Source organism: Rhodococcus sp. IEGM 1341 (assembly GCF_030056895.1).
Lineage (GTDB): Bacteria > Actinomycetota > Actinomycetes > Mycobacteriales > Mycobacteriaceae > Rhodococcoides.
Window position 1 is genome coordinate 256,721 of the sequence record NZ_JASHKV010000006.1, and the last position, 14,735, is coordinate 271,455.

Annotated in this window: 14 protein-coding genes; 6 read left to right on the forward strand and 8 right to left on the reverse strand. The window is 63.6% G+C overall.

Going from position 1 to position 14,735, the window contains the following annotated elements; genetic code table 11:
• Positions 1 to 2: 2 nt before the first annotated feature.
• Both QM615_RS15865 and QM615_RS15870 read right to left on the reverse strand, forming a co-directional pair.
• On the reverse strand, positions 3 to 1,487 hold the full coding sequence (locus tag QM615_RS15865) for a DUF2079 domain-containing protein (RefSeq protein WP_149407770.1): 1,485 nt from the start codon (positions 1,485 to 1,487) through the stop codon (positions 3 to 5).
• A 50-nt stretch (positions 1,488 to 1,537) separates the two neighbouring features.
• A complete protein-coding gene (locus QM615_RS15870; RefSeq protein ID WP_149407769.1) occupies positions 1,538 to 2,518 on the reverse strand; it encodes a GTP pyrophosphokinase in 981 nt (326 codons plus the stop codon).
• A 91-nt stretch (positions 2,519 to 2,609) separates the two neighbouring features.
• Between QM615_RS15870 and QM615_RS15875 the strand changes: the two genes are divergently transcribed.
• On the forward strand, positions 2,610 to 3,584 hold the full coding sequence (locus tag QM615_RS15875; RefSeq protein ID WP_149407768.1) for a sigma-70 family RNA polymerase sigma factor: 975 nt from the start codon (positions 2,610 to 2,612) through the stop codon (positions 3,582 to 3,584).
• A 14-nt stretch (positions 3,585 to 3,598) separates the two neighbouring features.
• On the opposite strand, the gene QM615_RS15880 is transcribed toward QM615_RS15875, so the two are convergent.
• Positions 3,599 to 4,006, reverse strand: coding sequence for a VOC family protein (locus QM615_RS15880; protein ID WP_068050865.1), 408 nt, complete (start codon positions 4,004 to 4,006; stop codon positions 3,599 to 3,601).
• Between the two features lie 177 nt (positions 4,007 to 4,183).
• Positions 4,184 to 4,453 (reverse strand): hypothetical protein, encoded by a 270-nt coding sequence (locus QM615_RS15885; protein WP_094640019.1) that lies wholly within the window; start codon positions 4,451 to 4,453, stop codon positions 4,184 to 4,186.
• A gap of 268 nt (positions 4,454 to 4,721) precedes the next feature.
• Between QM615_RS15885 and QM615_RS15890 the strand changes: the two genes are divergently transcribed.
• Positions 4,722 to 5,903, forward strand: coding sequence for an NAD(P)/FAD-dependent oxidoreductase (locus QM615_RS15890; protein WP_149407767.1), 1,182 nt, complete (start codon positions 4,722 to 4,724; stop codon positions 5,901 to 5,903).
• 61 nt (positions 5,904 to 5,964) lie between these two features.
• Entirely contained in the window at positions 5,965 to 7,074 is a 1,110-nt protein-coding gene (locus tag QM615_RS15895; RefSeq protein WP_149407766.1) for a hypothetical protein, read from the forward strand.
• A gap of 34 nt (positions 7,075 to 7,108) precedes the next feature.
• Here QM615_RS15895 and QM615_RS15900 read toward each other — a convergent pair whose 3' ends face one another.
• The 4 genes from QM615_RS15900 to QM615_RS15915 are packed head-to-tail and all read right to left on the reverse strand — an operon-like array spanning position 7,109 to position 12,094.
• Positions 7,109 to 8,551: a GntP family permease gene (locus QM615_RS15900; protein ID WP_149407765.1), complete on the reverse strand. Its 1,443-nt coding sequence runs from the start codon at positions 8,549 to 8,551 to the stop codon at positions 7,109 to 7,111.
• Positions 8,548 to 9,186 carry a bifunctional 4-hydroxy-2-oxoglutarate aldolase/2-dehydro-3-deoxy-phosphogluconate aldolase gene (locus QM615_RS15905; protein WP_149407764.1) on the reverse strand — a complete coding sequence of 213 codons (639 nt, stop codon included), beginning with the start codon at positions 9,184 to 9,186 and terminating at the stop codon, positions 8,548 to 8,550. Before QM615_RS15905 ends, QM615_RS15900 begins: the two co-directional genes overlap by 4 nt.
• The gene (locus QM615_RS15910; protein ID WP_149407763.1) at positions 9,183 to 10,796 is read right to left on the reverse strand and encodes an N-acyl-D-amino-acid deacylase family protein; all 1,614 of its coding nucleotides are present in this window, start codon (positions 10,794 to 10,796) and stop codon (positions 9,183 to 9,185) included. The genes QM615_RS15905 and QM615_RS15910 overlap by 4 nt, the downstream gene beginning before the upstream one ends.
• A 14-nt stretch (positions 10,797 to 10,810) precedes the next feature.
• Entirely contained in the window at positions 10,811 to 12,094 is a 1,284-nt protein-coding gene (locus tag QM615_RS15915) for a type III PLP-dependent enzyme domain-containing protein (protein WP_149407762.1), read from the reverse strand.
• A gap of 128 nt (positions 12,095 to 12,222) precedes the next feature.
• Between QM615_RS15915 and QM615_RS15920 the strand changes: the two genes are divergently transcribed.
• Genes QM615_RS15920 through QM615_RS15930 form a run of 3 tightly spaced genes read left to right on the forward strand, consistent with a single transcriptional unit; the run spans position 12,223 to position 14,437 of the window.
• Positions 12,223 to 13,245: a sugar kinase gene (locus tag QM615_RS15920; RefSeq protein ID WP_262498591.1), complete on the forward strand. Its 1,023-nt coding sequence runs from the start codon at positions 12,223 to 12,225 to the stop codon at positions 13,243 to 13,245.
• Positions 13,242 to 14,039 carry an IclR family transcriptional regulator gene (locus tag QM615_RS15925; protein WP_149407760.1) on the forward strand — a complete coding sequence of 266 codons (798 nt, stop codon included), beginning with the start codon at positions 13,242 to 13,244 and terminating at the stop codon, positions 14,037 to 14,039. The genes QM615_RS15920 and QM615_RS15925 overlap by 4 nt, the downstream gene beginning before the upstream one ends.
• Positions 14,036 to 14,437, forward strand: coding sequence for a RidA family protein (locus QM615_RS15930; RefSeq protein WP_068050854.1), 402 nt, complete (start codon positions 14,036 to 14,038; stop codon positions 14,435 to 14,437). Before QM615_RS15925 ends, QM615_RS15930 begins: the two co-directional genes overlap by 4 nt.
• Positions 14,438 to 14,735: the final 298 nt, after the last annotated feature.

The window sequence follows — 14,735 nt, forward strand, 5'->3', positions numbered from 1 at the left end:
AGTCACTCGCGGTGCAGGACCTCTATTCCGTCGACGGAGAAGACGACGTCGTATCCGCTCGCCAGCGCCCGGCTGATCGCCTGACTATCACCGGTCTCGTCCGTCGGCCAACCCGGCGGCCGTTCGCGGTTCACGACGATCCAATCCGGGACGGTCGAATCGGTCGTGCGCTGCGGAAAGACCGACACGTCGTGGTCGGCGACGAGTTGGGCCACCAGATTGTTCGACGCCGCAACTCGATCATCGGCAGGAATCCACTCGGAGATTTCTCGGACGGTCTCGGCTTGCGGATCGATCGTCCATTCCTGGGCATGCACCACGCGTGACATGGGTAGGAACGGCAATGCGACGACCGCGAACGCGGCTACGAACGCGACGATGTAGTGCCGGCCGCGTTCGCTGAGCTGACCATGCCGGTGGCTGCGCGCGAACGCGTCGAGCAGGGCGACGAACACGATGACCATGAGGATCGCGTTGTAGTGATAGATCGGCTTCCAGAAGTTCGTGTTGTCACTGAGAAAACGCCATGCCACCGTCGGGACCGCGATCAGCAGTAGCGGAGAGCGCAGAGCGAAGAAGCCGGTGACCGCGAGCAGCAGAAACGCCGTGGCCGCCCGCGAATCGCCGGCAACCAGTCCGTGCGCTGTATCGGCGATGCCTTCGCCCAGAGGAGGCAGTTTCGAGCCCTGGTCGTACGAGTTGTCGGAGCTCAGGGCCGGGACGATCACCTTGACCGCGAGCACCATCCAGGTCAGTCCCCAGACAGCCGTCAGCGCACCGAGGATGCGGGTTCGTCCGGTCGTCCACAGCGCCACCAAAGCCCCGATGACGATCACTGTCAGACCCATGTCCTCTTTCACGAAGACCAGCGGCAGTGCCCAGGCCAAGGCCGGCAGCCAGCGCTGCCGAACCAGCGCGACCATCGACATGGCCAGCAGCGGCATTGCGAAGGCCACCTCGTGAAAATCGAAGTTCAGCGCAGCCTGGACTCCCCAGGACAGTCCGAACGCCGCGGCGATCACGATGCCGACGATCGTGCCGAACTTCTGTACCGCCAGTCGGCTGATCGGAATCACGGCGAGTGCGAACAAGACCGCTTGCGCGATCAGCAACGTCTCCGCGTGCGGGAACACCCGATAGACAGGCCCTAACAATGCGGTGATGGGCGAGAAGTGATCGCCGAGCGTGTTGTAGCCGGTGCCGAGCAGATCGGACGTCGGCGCGCGAAACTGCGAGTACGACGCGATCTGCTGCACGAATATGCCGAGGTCGAATCCGGAGGTGCGAAGCTGGCGATGGCCGAGGACGGACATCACCGCGTACAGGGTCGCCAGCACGGCGAACGAGACGGCCGGCACCAGTGTCTCGGCGGAGCGGAGTCGTGCGCGCCGGTCCGTGGTCGCGGTTCTGTCGGTGGCTGTTCTGTCGGTCGCTGTGTCGACTCTGTCGGCATCGGTGACGACCGTGGATTTCTCGGTAGTGGTCACGAGAAGGCATGTCTACCGGACCGACGTGAGATGTTCCTGAGAACCGCCGGTCAGCGCTTGCGTTTCTTCGCAGGCTTGCGTCGGGGCGGCTGCGAGGTGAGGTGATAGTAGAGCGCATCCTCGGAGTCCTCCACCACCACGTCGATGAAGTCGCCGACCTCGAGGTAGTCGTTGACGGCAATCCGGTCGGTCGAGCCGATGACTGCCTTCACCGATCGAGCGGGAACCAGGCCTCTGCGGCCGTCCGGTCCGACGGCAAGTGCATAGCGTGGGCCGGTGCGGGTGACCCTGGCGCTGATGAAGTCCGGATCTTTCGGAATCGGGTCGGCCGCGAGCACGCCGCCGTCCTTGGACGCGGCCGTCAACGAATCGAGCTGCGCGGCCAGATCGTCGGCCATCGCATCCACCTGATCGAGCAGGTGGGCCATGTGCGCGGCGTAGTCGGTGTGCTTCTTGGTCGGCTTCAGTGCCTCACCGGGCTTGTACATGTCCTCGTGAGTCAGCTCGCCCCAGGCGTCCTGCAGGCGCGTCTTGACCTGGACTTCCACCTTCACGTCGAGATCGCCCTGGTGAGTGGCAACTCGAACGACCAGCACGGCGTGATACGCGCGGTAGCCGCTCGGCTTGGGAAAGGCGACGTAGTCGGTGGGTGGTTGCGCGAACCGTACGGAGCATTCCGGGTCGTTGCACGCACGCTCGAGCGCGGCAACGAACGTCAGCTGATCGCGCGGGGTCTTGCACAGCACCTTGACGCCGACTAGATCGGGCAACGCCTCGGCGACGGCATCGGCGTCGGTCGGTTCGGTGATGCGGCCCTCGGAGAGGTAGCGGCGCAATTTGTCGGCCGATCTGCCCGGGTCCTTGATGCGTGCCATCTGCGCGTTCAATCGGTCGCGATCGACGTCCTCGAGAATCTCGTCGGCGATGGTCTCGAGGAAATTCTGCGCGGTGACGAGAGCGGCTTCCCACGCTCGACGACGCTGCAGGTACAGCTCTTCGACCAAATCGTCGATATTCGTTGCCGATGTCACGATGCCGAGGTTAACGCAGAAGTGTCGCCGATCCTTTCGGCGGCGCGCATTCGAGCTGTGGTGCGATGGTGTCCGGTTTACGCTCTACCGCATGACCGTGGCCTCGGAACAGAAGGACGACTTCGTCGAGCAGTTCGATCCCTTTCGCCGTGAGTTGCTCGCACACTGCTATCGCATGACCGGGTCGATCCACGATGCCGAGGACCTGTTGCAGGAGACGTACATTCGCGCGTGGCGGGGGTACGCCAAGTACGAGGGCCGATCGTCCCTGCGCACATGGCTGTACCGAATCGCAACCAATACCTGCCTCACCGCTCTGGACGGCCGGGCGAAGCGTCCTTTGCCGACGGGTTTGGGCGCACCGAGTTCAGGTCCCACCGACGAGCTGGTGCAGAACAACGAGATTCCGTGGCTCGAGCCGATCGCCGATTGCGAACTGGCGGATGCGAGCGATCCCGCCTCGATCGTGGTGGCGAAAGAATCCGTACGGCTCGCCTTCGTCGCCTCGCTGCAACATCTGTCGTCTCGGCAACGCGCGGTGCTGCTGATGCGCGAAGTGTTGCAGTGGAAAGCGTCGGAGGTTGCCGAAGCTCTCGCCACGACGACGACCGCAGTCAACAGCCTCCTGCAGCGAGCACGGGAGCGTCTCGACGAGATCGCGCCCGAGCTCGACAACGTCGAGCCCATCGAATCCGCGGAACTACAGAAACTTCTCACCCAGTACGTGGAGTGTTTCGAGAGCTACGACATCGATCGACTGGTCACGCTGTTCACCTCGGACGCAGTATGGGAAATGCCGCCGTTCGTCGGGTGGTACCAGGGTGGCGAGACGATCGGATCTCTCATCCGGAACAACTGCCCCGCAAACGGAGCAGGCGACATGCGGATGGTGGCCACCTCGGCCAACGGTCAACCTGCGTACGGGCTGTACATGCTGGCAGAGGACGGTGTGCACCGGGCCTTCCAGCTGCATGTTCTCGATGTCGATGCCAGAGGGGTCGGGCACGTGGCCTGCTTCTTCGATCTGACTCTGTTCGATCGATTCGGCTTGCCCGACCGCCTCTAGGGCGTCAAGGTAGGTCAGCCCTGCGGCACGGCCGACGGATCCATCCACATCACTTCCCACACGTGATTGTCGAGATCTCGGAACGCCCGGCCGTACATGAACCCGTGATCCTGGGGTTCCATCCACTTCGATCCACCCGCGGCGATCGCCGCGTCGGTGAGCGAATCGACCTCCTCGCGACTGTCGGCAGAGACGCACATCAGCACCTCCCGGGCCGAGCCCGTGTCGCAGATCGAGTCCGAGATGAAGTCCTCGAATCGAGAGGTGGACAGGAACATCACGGTTGCCTGATCGCTGACGACCATCGAGGCACAGTTCTCGTCGCTGAACACATCGTTGAACTCGAATCCGAGACCCTCGAAGAATGCGCGGGTGGCGACGACGTCGCGGACGGGCATGTTGGCGAACAACAAACGGGACATGGATACACACCTTTTCCGGAAGAACTTGCTGCTTCGGACCGTCGAACAACGGTCTTGCTCGTACTGACAGCGATCGATCCGAAAAGTCATCGGGTTGTGGATGTGCCGACACGACGCGACCCCGCCGAGCGGGTGCTCGACGGGGTCGCGGACTGCGAAGCTGAAGGGGGCGTGTAGTTATCGCGTGATCTGCGCGAGGCGTGACAGCATGCGCGTGAAGACGTGGCCGTCGTTGCCGAGGTCTGCGTAGGGGTCGGCTGCCTGGTCCGACTCGGTGGCGCCGGACGTTGCCGCAGCAAGCGTGCGCGCCAGGCGGGTACGACGCTCGATGGCGTCGAGGATGGTGCCGTCGAGCATTGAAACTTCGTCGAAGAGCTGGTCGACGTCAGCTGTCGCGATGTCGGCACTGTCGGTGCCAATTGCGAGCGAATCGATCTGAACAGTCACATCGTCTCCTTTTGTTCGCGTCCTGAGGTGTGAGTCGTTCGGTCGGCCGGAACCGTTACAGCTCGACCCGTGTAAAAACGATGTTTCGTCGCCCAGACCAAGATGCCCACTGGACGGGCCTGGGCCAACCTCTTCGGGGTGTGATGCTGCATACAGTCCGGTCGGTTCCCCCCACCTGCGGGTTCTCGGGGGAAAGGCTCGAAGGATTCTTCTCGCGTTGTTCGGGTACCTACGGAAGCGAACGACGGCAACTTTCGAGGAGTGAACGATGCGTTACGACTACCTGATCATCGGCGGGGGAATGGTTGCGGACAGCGCCGCTCGCGGGATCCGCGAGCAGGACGCGTCAGGCTCCATCGGCATACTCGGCGCAGACCCCGACGCGCCGTACACCCGCCCGGCGCTGTCGAAGAAGCTGTGGACCGATCCGGATTTCGGCCGCGATCAGGTCTCGCTGGACACGGCCTCCGACACCGGTGCGGAGGTGCACACCGGAACTCGAGTCGCCTCGGTGGACCGCTCGAACTCGTCGGTCACCACCGAATCCGGAGAACGCCACGAGTACGGCAAACTCCTCCTGGCAACGGGTGCAACGCCGACCCGGATCGAACTGTCTCCCAGCCCCCGCGTGGTGTACTTCCGCACTTTCGCCGACTACCGAGCGCTGCGCGAGCTCACGAAGACCGCCGATCACATCGCTGTGGTCGGGGGCGGATACATCGGCACCGAAATTGCAGCTGCGTTGTCCCTTCAGGATGTGAAGGTCACACTGGTCACCTCGGATGCCGTACTCGGAGGACACATGTTTCCGCCGACCCTGGCTGCCGGCTTCGACAAGGGTTTCTCCGGCCACGGCGTCACTGTGCGCCGGGGAACGAAGGTCGTGTCAGGGGCCGAGGCGTCGGCGCGCGTGCAACTTCAACTCGACGACGGTTCGACCGTGGAGGCGGACGGAGTCGTGTTCGGACTCGGTGTGCGACCCGAAACAGAGCTGGCCGAATCTGCGGGGCTGGCAGTCGACGACGGAGTGATCGTCGACGAGTTCCTCCGGACCGAGGACGAACACGTCTACGCCGCAGGTGATGTGGCGAACTACCCCGACGCCGTTCTCGGTCGCCGACGCATCGAGCATGTCGACAACGCGACCGAAATGGGCAAGGCCGCAGGACGCAATATGGCCGGTGCCGCAGATCCCTACACGTACACCCCGTACTTCTACTCCGACGTGTACGACGACGGATATCAGGCGATCGGCACGATGTCCACGACGCTGAATGTCGTCGAGGACTGGAAGACGGTCGGCAAGGAAGGCGTCGTCTACTACCTCGACGACGATGCCGTCGTCCAGGGCGTCCTGATGTGGAACGTCTGGGAGGGGCTCGACGTGGCGCGCACGTTGCTGGCCGAGAAGAAGCCGCAGACCGAGCAATCGTTGAGCGGACTGATCTGAACTTCTGGAACACTCGATGGCGAGCGGACCAGCGTCGGTTGGACGTGACCTAGGAGAGATGATGTCCGAGTTCGATGGCAGTGGGTCGGCCGAGCAGCGTGCCCGATTCGACGACGAGGTTCACAGCCGCTGCGCCCGCTGCCGGTTGCCCGGACATTCCGAACCGCTGTCCGACGCGGCGGCGGTCGCCATCGCGGCCGGGCGCGTGGACGAGGCCATCCGAGCTGTGCTCATCCATCGATGGCATGCCGGACGCTCGCTGCCGTCGATCGGGGGATTCGGCGCGCTCCGTAATTTGGTGGACGAACGCGATCGGTGGCTCGCCAAAGACACGACGAGCAAGCCCGGATCGGCTCTGGTGTACAAACTTCGAGCTGCCGAGTTGAGCAAACGCGTCAATCACCACCGCACCACCGTGGTGATGTCCAATCGGCACTACGCCACCGGAGTACGCGCGGCGCGAAAAGAGCGCCGAGAAGGTGTGCACCTCGATCTGGACCAACGGGATGCGATCTTCGATGCGTTGACGAGGACGCCTGCGCCGGAGAAGTTCGGCCCCATCGCCGAGCGAGGCCTGTCTCTGGTGGACGCGGCCACGGATCGGGTCAGCACGCTGGCGCGCAAAACCCCGGTGGCCGACAGGGTCGAGTGGGCAACAGGACTGGTGGATCAGTTCGTCGATCGAAAAGACGACCGCTTCGTCGATCGCTACGACACTCTGTTGTTCCTCGCCGGCACTTCGTTCGATCGGGTGCGTCGGTCGCCGGCATGGCAGTCGACGTATTTCGAGATCCAACGCAACCAGTTGGACCTGTTCGTCGAACTCACCGAAATCGCGGTCGATGCCGCGTCGCTGCGCACGGTAGCGACCGAGCTGAATCGGATCGGTGAGACTATGGTCGACGAGGAGACCGCAGCGCAGGTCGAATCCCGCCGTGGCGCACTGGAAGTGGTGTGGAAACAGCTGACCGGACGGGTGGCCGCGCTGGTTCGACTCGCGAATGTGGTCGAGTCCTCGGAGACCGAGGCGCGCACGTCCGACGCGATGGCCCGAGCGCACAGCTTGGACGATCGGATCGATGACCTCGTCGGGCGGTCGGGGAGCCGGGAAATGTCCGCCGAGAACACACATTTCGTCGGTGATCAAGTGCGGACGCAGTGGCGCGACTGAGTGCCGCCGAGGGCACACAGCCGCGCCACTGGCTCTAGGCGATGATTGCGAACAGGATCCCCGCGACGGCGAAGCTGACCACGGACAGAATCGTCTCGAGGACCGTCCACGTTTGCAGCGTCTGCTTGACGGTCAGGTTGAAGAATTTCGCGATGATCCAGAAGCCGCCGTCGTTGACGTGGCTGGCGATGATCGAGCCCGCCGCGATGGACATGGCGATCAGCGCGACGGCCGGAGCCGAGTAGTCCTGGGCTGCCACCAGGGGCCCGACTATGCCGCCAGTCGTCACGATGGCCACGGTTGCCGAGCCCTGGGCGACCCTGAGCGCACAGCTGATGATGTATGCCAACACGATGATGGGAAGACCTGCGGCCGCCATGGTGTCGGCCAGGGCTGTGCCGATTCCCGTGGCGGAGATGACCTTTCCGAAGAACGCGCCTGCGCCGACCACCAGCAACAGCATGCCCACCGGACGAAGCGACTCTCCGGTCAGCTTGCTGAGTTCCTGGACCGTGGATCCGCGTCGAATGCCCAGAACGTAGAACGCGATCAGTACTGCGATGAGCAGCGCGACGGCCGGGGTGCCGAAGAAGGTCAGCACTTCGAGTAGGTTGCCGGGATCGAGCAGAATGCTGCCGAACGTGGCACCGAGGATCAGAACCAGTGGAACGGCGATGATCGGTCCGATGGTGCCCACCGACGGCGGCGTCGTGACGACCGGGCGCTTGGTCGCGACCGTGCCTGCTCCTCCACCCTCGGTGGTGCTCGCATCGTTTCCGTCGTTGATGAAGTCCTCGGGGACGTCCACGATGATGCGTTTGCCGATCCAGTTGCCCCACACCAGGCCGGCGGCGATGAATCCTGGTATTCCGCAGATGAATCCGAACAGGATGAGCCACCCCAGGTTCACCTCGAGCAGACCACCGAGGGCGACCGGTCCCGGGTGCGGTGGCAAGAAGGCGTGCGTCATGGACAACCCTGCCAGCATCGGCAGCGCATAGAGCACCAACGACTTTCCGCCTTGGCGCGCCGCCACGTACACCAGCGGTGCCAATACGAAGATGCCGATGTCGAAGAACACCGGAATGCCGAAGATCAAGCCCAGCAGTCCCATTGCGATGGGTGCTCCGCGTTCCCCGAAGACGCCCAGTAGCTTGGCGGTCAGTGCCTGCGCGCCACCGGACTTTTCGAGAATCGCGCCGAGGACCGTGCCCAGTCCGATGATCACTGCGATGTGCCCGAGGATGCCCCCGAACCCGGTTTCGAGAAGCGACTCGTTGCTCTTGATGGCGGTGCCGACTATCTCGTTGACGGGCAAGCCGGCAGCCAGAGCCAAGCCGAGGCCGACGATGAGAAGTGCGATGAACGGTTCGAGCTTGACCTTGATGATGACGATGAGCAGTACCGCAATTGCGATGCCGCACAATACGAGTAGGCCTGGCGTTGAGGTTCGCAGCCAGTCGACGACAGAATTCATGACGAGCCTTCCTTGATGTCTGTTTTAGTAGCCGCCACGAACGCCTGCGCTCGCACGGTGATGTCGTCCCACTGGCCGGCCGCAACCGACGCCGGTGGCACCACATCGGTGCCTGCGGTCACTGCGACGGCACCGGATGTCAGGAACTGAGCGGCGTTTCCTGCGTTGACCCCGCCGGACGGAACGAGTTTCGCGTCGGGGAAGGGGCCGAGCAGATCCTTGAAATACGCGGGCCCGACGGTGCGAGCCGGAAATATCTTCACGGCATCCGCTCCGAGATCGAGGGCAGTCATCACCTCCGACGGGCTTAGCGCGCCCATCATCAGCGGGATCCCGGCATCGGTCACGATCGCGGCAACGTCGGGCCGCAGCCCGGGGGTCACCACGAAGCATGCTCCCGCGTCGATCGCCGACCGTGCCTGATCGGCGGTCAGGACAGTGCCGGCACCGACGACCGCACCCGCGTTCGATGCCGCGCGGAGCAGTGCCAGCACGCCGGGCGTGGTGAAGGTCAATTCGAGGGCCCGAATCCCGCCGCGCGAGAGCGCATTCGCCAACGCAGCAGGATCGGAGATGTGCGGCGCACGGACCACCGACAGTGCGCGGTCCTCCAGAATGGTGGTCAGTGCATTCACGATGTCTGCTTTCCGGTGGGATTCATCCGCAGGGCACGGCCTGCCAGAGAGTGCGTGGGACGGCGATCGTCGATAGCGAAGGCACCGTTGACCATCACGTGGCTGATGCCGTCGGCCTGTTGCTTCGGATTCTCGAACGTGGCGGTATCGCGCACGGTTGCCGGGTCGAACAGGACGAGATCGGCTGCGTGTCCTTCGGCGATCGTGCCGCGGGCGCGCAGGCGGAGACGCGCAGCCGGACGACCGGTCAGGTGATTGATGCAGTCCTCGAGCGAGAGCAACTGCTCGTCCCGAACGTAGTGACCCAGGTAGCGGGGGAACGTTCCCCAGGCGCGTGGGTGGGGCTTCTCGCCGACAAGGATCGCGTCGCTGCCGCCCACATGACGTGGATGCGCCATGATCTCGCGCACGTTCTCCTCGTGTCCGACATGCTGGAGGATGGTGGTGGCCAGCGCGTCTCGGCGAAGGAAGTCGAAGAACACGTCCACCGGTGACCGACCCGCCTCGGCCGCGATCTCGGACATCGTGCGACCGACATAGCGATCGAGCTCCGGATTCGCCACACCGCTGAGCTGGATGGTCTCCCACTCGACGGTCACGCCATGGCAGCCGTCGGACCCGTCGACGTCGACATCCTGTGCGATGCGTCGACGCATGTCCGGATCGTCGAGGCGTTCGAGCGCGCGATCCGGGCCACCCGACATCGCCCAACTCGGTAGCAGCGCAGACAAAGTGGTGGCTCCGGGCAGATACGGATACGTGTCGAGGGTGACGTCGCATCCGTCCGCGATCGCAGAATCGACGCGGTCCAAGAACTCTCGTGCCCGGCCCCGATTGACGCCGAAGTTCATCGTCGCGTGAGTCAGATGCAGCGCACATCCCGTCTTCCTGGAGAGATCGAGCATCTCCTGGTACGCGTCGAGTGCGCCCGCGCCGTACGACCGAGTGTGCGGCGCGTAGAACCCACCGAAGTCGGCGACGACCTCGCACAGCGCGCGTAATTCGCTTGTGTCCGCGTACATTCCGGGCGTGTACGTCAAACCGCTCGACATTCCGACGGCACCCTCGTGCAAGCCCTGCGCCAACAACTCCTGCATGTGGGCGATCTCGGACGGCGTCGCCGGTCGCTGATCAGGGCCCACCGCGAGGTACCGCAGTGTTCCCTGGGGAACGAGATAGGCAGCGTTCGGGGTGATCCCGTCGTCGAGGCGAGCGAGGTACTCGGAAACCGAGCGCCACGAGAAGTCGAGGTCGACGGGATTGCCGTTCCATCCTGCGATCTGACGCCGCACCACATCGAGCGTCGCGTCGTCGATCGGAGCGTAGGCGATGCCGTCCTGGCCGATGACCTCGGTGGTGACGCCCTGACTGATCTTCGGGAAGTGGTCGGGATCGGTCAGTAGACGCAGATCGGAATGGGCGTGCATGTCGATGAACCCGGGGGACAGGACCTGCCCAGGTGTCGCATCGACGATTCTGTCGGCACCGAGAACGGTGCCGGGTTCGGCGATCGAGGCGATGATTCCGTCGCGTACGAGAACGTCACGGCGCAGTCGCGGAGACCCGGTGCCGTCGATGACGTCGGCACCTCGAAAGAGGATATCGGACATGAAGTTTCGACTCTCTAGAAGAATGTGTGCACGAGATCGACGACGCGAGGATCGTCGCTGTCGGCATCGTCGACGACGGGAATGAGACGCCACTTGTCGAAAGCGGTGCACGGGTGAGACAGGCCCAAGCGCACCACCGATCCCACCGGCAGTGCCCCGCTGTCCTCGGCCGGTAGGCGAAGGAACGCATGCTGATCGTTCAGCGCTGTGATGTCGGCACCGGAGTCGAGAGTCTCGGTTCCCCGAACCGATTGGGGGACAGGCAGTCCTTCGTCGAACGGGAAGTCCCGCTTTCCTGCATCGAGCAGTGCGAGACCGGGCTCCGGCCTGGAAACCGTCCGAGCCCATCCGTGCATCGCCGACATCAGCGGCGCGTCGGTGCGGGCGGGAGTGAGTGGTGAGATCTGCGAGTAGAAGCCGTCGTCGTGCACCACATAGGCGCCCGAGCGCAGCACTACGTCGGTAGGTACTCCCTCCTCGTTGGTGAGGGAGTGCAACCGCTCGACCACGAGGTCCTGGTAGGCGCTGCCGCCGGCGGTCACGATCGCGTGCCCGCCGTACAACCCCTCGGCATCGATCGTGCGATGGAGGGCGGCCACGTTGTCGAGATAGGACCGAACCGCCGCGAGGCCGCTGTCGGTCCGGTCGTGGCTCAGTGCGCCCTCGTAGCCGCCGACCCCGGCCAGTGTCAGCCGCGGCGACGACGCGATCGCACGTGCCACCGAGATCGCTTCTTCTGTGGTCCGCGCGCCGGTTCGGCCGTGCGGGCCACCGAGTTCGACGACGACCGCGACCGGCCGTTCTCCTTGCGTCGAGAGGATGCGGTCCATCTCGTGCACCGTTGCGACGCTGTCGGCCCAGCAGTAGAACTCGAATGTCGGGTGCGAATCCAGCTCGGCCGCAATCCACGTCAACGCAACAGGGTCGATCTCGGCATTGGCAAGAACGATGCGTTCGACCCCGAATGCGCGTGCTGCCTGAACTTGCCATCCGGTTGCGAGGGTGATGGCCCAGCTTCCTGCGTCGAGCTGCTGCTTCCACAGTTGCGGGGCCATCGACGTCTTCCCGTGGGGTGCGAGCAGCACTCCCGCGCGCGCAGTCCACTCGGCCATGACCGAGATGTTCGACGCGATGCGTGCCCGGTCGAGAGTGAGGACGGGCGTCGTGAACTCGGAGAGCAGCGGCGACGTGGCGAGAAAGCTCTCGATGGTGTGCCCCCATGACCTGGGTGGCAATGCCTTGTACTCGGGTCCGAGCACTCGTCGGCTGAGTGCCTCGACGGCATCGGTGTCGATCACGATCGTCTCCTCGGTCTCGGAAAACCCGCAAGGCGTTGCGCATTTTGCAACGCTGGTTGCGCAATGTGTTTATGCTTTGTAGTCTGCAACGAAAGTCAGCGTTCCCGCAAGAGTTCGAGGAGATCGACGTGAAAGCACCACGAGCGGTGTGTGTGGGCGAAGGCCTCGTCGTTCTGGTTGCCGAGCCGGGCCCATTGGAGAACTCGAACACGTTCCACCGCACAGCCGGGGGCGCAGAAGCCAACGTGGCCAGGGTGTTCGGTCAATTGGGCGTCGATGCGTCGTGGATCTCTCGAGTGGGAGATGACGGATTCGGCCGGTATCTGGTCGGTCAATTGATCGCGGCAGGTGTCGACACCTCCGGTGTGACGCTCGACCACGAGCGACCCACTGGCATGTACGTGAAGCAACGCGGATCCGGTTCCGGCGACCGGCACGACCTCGCATGCCGAGACAGTGCGATGACATACTTCCGTGCCGGCTCGGCTGCGAGTGCTCTGTCCCCCAAAGACATCGACGGGAATGCAGCGGACCTTGTCGCGCGTGCCGACCTGATCCACTTCACCGGAATCACCGTGGCCATCTCCGATACCGCCGCCGACCTGACGAGATACTTGATGGATCTGCCCACCATCCGCAGCTTCGATCTGAACTATCGGCCGGCGCTGTGGAAATCTCGGCCGGACGCAGCCACAGATGTCCTCGGTGAACATGTTCGAGGAAGCGATGTGGTGTCCATGGGTGCCGACGAAGCTGCGCTGGTGTTCGGCACATCCGATCCCGCCGAGCTGCGCGAGATGTTTCCGCAACCACACCACCTGGTGATCAAGAACGACGCGCACACCGTGACGGCATTCGAGGGAACCTCTCGGGTCGACGTACCGGCGCTGAAGCTCGACGTAGTCGAGAAGATCGGTGCCGGAGACGCGTTCGCGGGCGGATATCTGACCGGATTGCTGTTGGGTAGGAGTTCCGTCGAGCGCGTTCGGTTCGGTCACCTGTGCGCGGCGGGTGCCTTGACCGGGCACGACGACATCGCCTCGGTGCTTCCCCTGGCGGTGCTGTCGAAACTGGCCGAACTGGCCGATGCCGATTGGGCAAGGCTGGACTACGCGGCCACAGCCGCGCGTCACTCGGAGGTGTCGAAATGAGTCAGAGTCTGGCGCGGGCAATGACACTTCTCGGCTTGCTCGGCGACGGACCTCAGTCGCTCGACGAGCTGGCGTCGGTCCTCGAGGTCCACAAGACGACCGTGCTGCGGCTGCTTCGCACGATGGAAGCCGACAGATTCGTCCAGCACGACGCGGATCACCGATATCAGCTCGGATCCAGGCTGTTCGAGCTCGCCACCCATGCGCTCGAACAGCGGGATGTTCGGAGCATCGCCCGGCCGCACTTGTCCGAACTGAACGCGATCACCGGCCAAACCGTCCACCTCGCCACCTACGAGGCCGGCGTCGTCATCTACATCGACAAGTTCGACGCCCAGCAGAGCGTGCGGATGTATTCGCGAATCGGAAAGCCTGCGCCACTCCACTGCACAGCTGTGGGGAAGGTCCTCATCTCGGCGCGGCCGGAGGCGGAGCGTGTGCAGATTGCACGCAACATCACCTACACGCCGTTCACCGAAAGAACCATCACGACGGCCGAGCGTTACCTTCGCGAGCTCGACCTCGTGCGCGAGCAGGGGTTCGCCGAAGACCGCGAGGAGCACGAGTCCTTCGTCAACTGCATCGGATGCGCAGTACGCAACGGAACCGGTGATGTGGTGGCAGCGGTGTCGATGTCCGTGCCCGACATGGTGCTCGATCATCAGCAAGTGCTTGCCACGCTCCCCGAAGTGCAGCACGCCGCGGCGGCGATCTCCGCAGGATTGGGATGGCACCCGCAAGAAGCCCAGGACCACAGAACACAGAACCAGAGCTCGAAGGAAGGAACACAATGAGTGAGAAGATCGAAATCCGCACCACAGGTGCGCCCGCACCTGCCCACACATTTTCCCAGGGAGTCCGGAAGGGGCCGTTCGTTCAGGTCTCGGGGCAGGGGCCGGTCGACCCGGCCACCAGTGAATACCTGTATCCAGGCGATGTAGCCGCGCAGACGACCCGCACACTCGAGAACGTCAAAGCGATCGTCGAGGCCAGCGGTGCGACATTCGACGACGTCGTCATGCTGAGGGTGTATCTGACCAAGCGTGAGGACTTCTCGACCATGAACGACGCTTACGGCCAGTTCGTGTCGGCACATACGTCGGGGGACGTTCTACCGAGTCGCACCACAGTGTTCACAGGACTGCCCAGGGAAGAGATGTTGGTCGAAATCGATGCCGTAGCGATCGTCTGATCAAGGCATGCGGCAGATGTTCACACGAAAATTACATCTGACCAGGCGATTTGCGTAAGCGTTGGTCTTCGCGTAACTTTTGTCGAGTCAGAGCGACACGGACACCGACCCGGTCTTCACGGACTGGGGCAACGAGGTTGTACGGAGTGTGCACTGAACAACCCAGGCAAGGCTCGAAAGTAATGAGTCATGTCTGGGGTTCGAGCGTGTAAGCCCCGAAGTTACCGTGCAAACGGTAGTGACGGTGTGTGCGTGTTCTTTGAGAACTCAACAGTGTGTCGATGAATGTCAGTGCCGA

What these genes read in the sequence shown, in the direction of transcription:
- QM615_RS15875 (WP_149407768.1), top strand. Translation starts at nt 2,610, where the DNA reads ATGACCGTGGCCTCGGAACAGAAGGACGACTTCGTCGAGCAGTTCGAT.
- QM615_RS15880 (WP_068050865.1), bottom strand. Translation starts at nt 4,006, where the DNA reads ATGTCCCGTTTGTTGTTCGCCAACATGCCCGTCCGCGACGTCGTCGCC.
- QM615_RS15890 (WP_149407767.1), top strand. Translation starts at nt 4,722, where the DNA reads ATGCGTTACGACTACCTGATCATCGGCGGGGGAATGGTTGCGGACAGC.
- QM615_RS15895 (WP_149407766.1), top strand. Translation starts at nt 5,965, where the DNA reads ATGTCCGAGTTCGATGGCAGTGGGTCGGCCGAGCAGCGTGCCCGATTC.
- QM615_RS15900 (WP_149407765.1), bottom strand. Translation starts at nt 8,551, where the DNA reads ATGAATTCTGTCGTCGACTGGCTGCGAACCTCAACGCCAGGCCTACTC.
- QM615_RS15910 (WP_149407763.1), bottom strand. Translation starts at nt 10,796, where the DNA reads ATGTCCGATATCCTCTTTCGAGGTGCCGACGTCATCGACGGCACCGGG.
- QM615_RS15925 (WP_149407760.1), top strand. Translation starts at nt 13,242, where the DNA reads ATGAGTCAGAGTCTGGCGCGGGCAATGACACTTCTCGGCTTGCTCGGC.
- QM615_RS15930 (WP_068050854.1), top strand. Translation starts at nt 14,036, where the DNA reads ATGAGTGAGAAGATCGAAATCCGCACCACAGGTGCGCCCGCACCTGCC.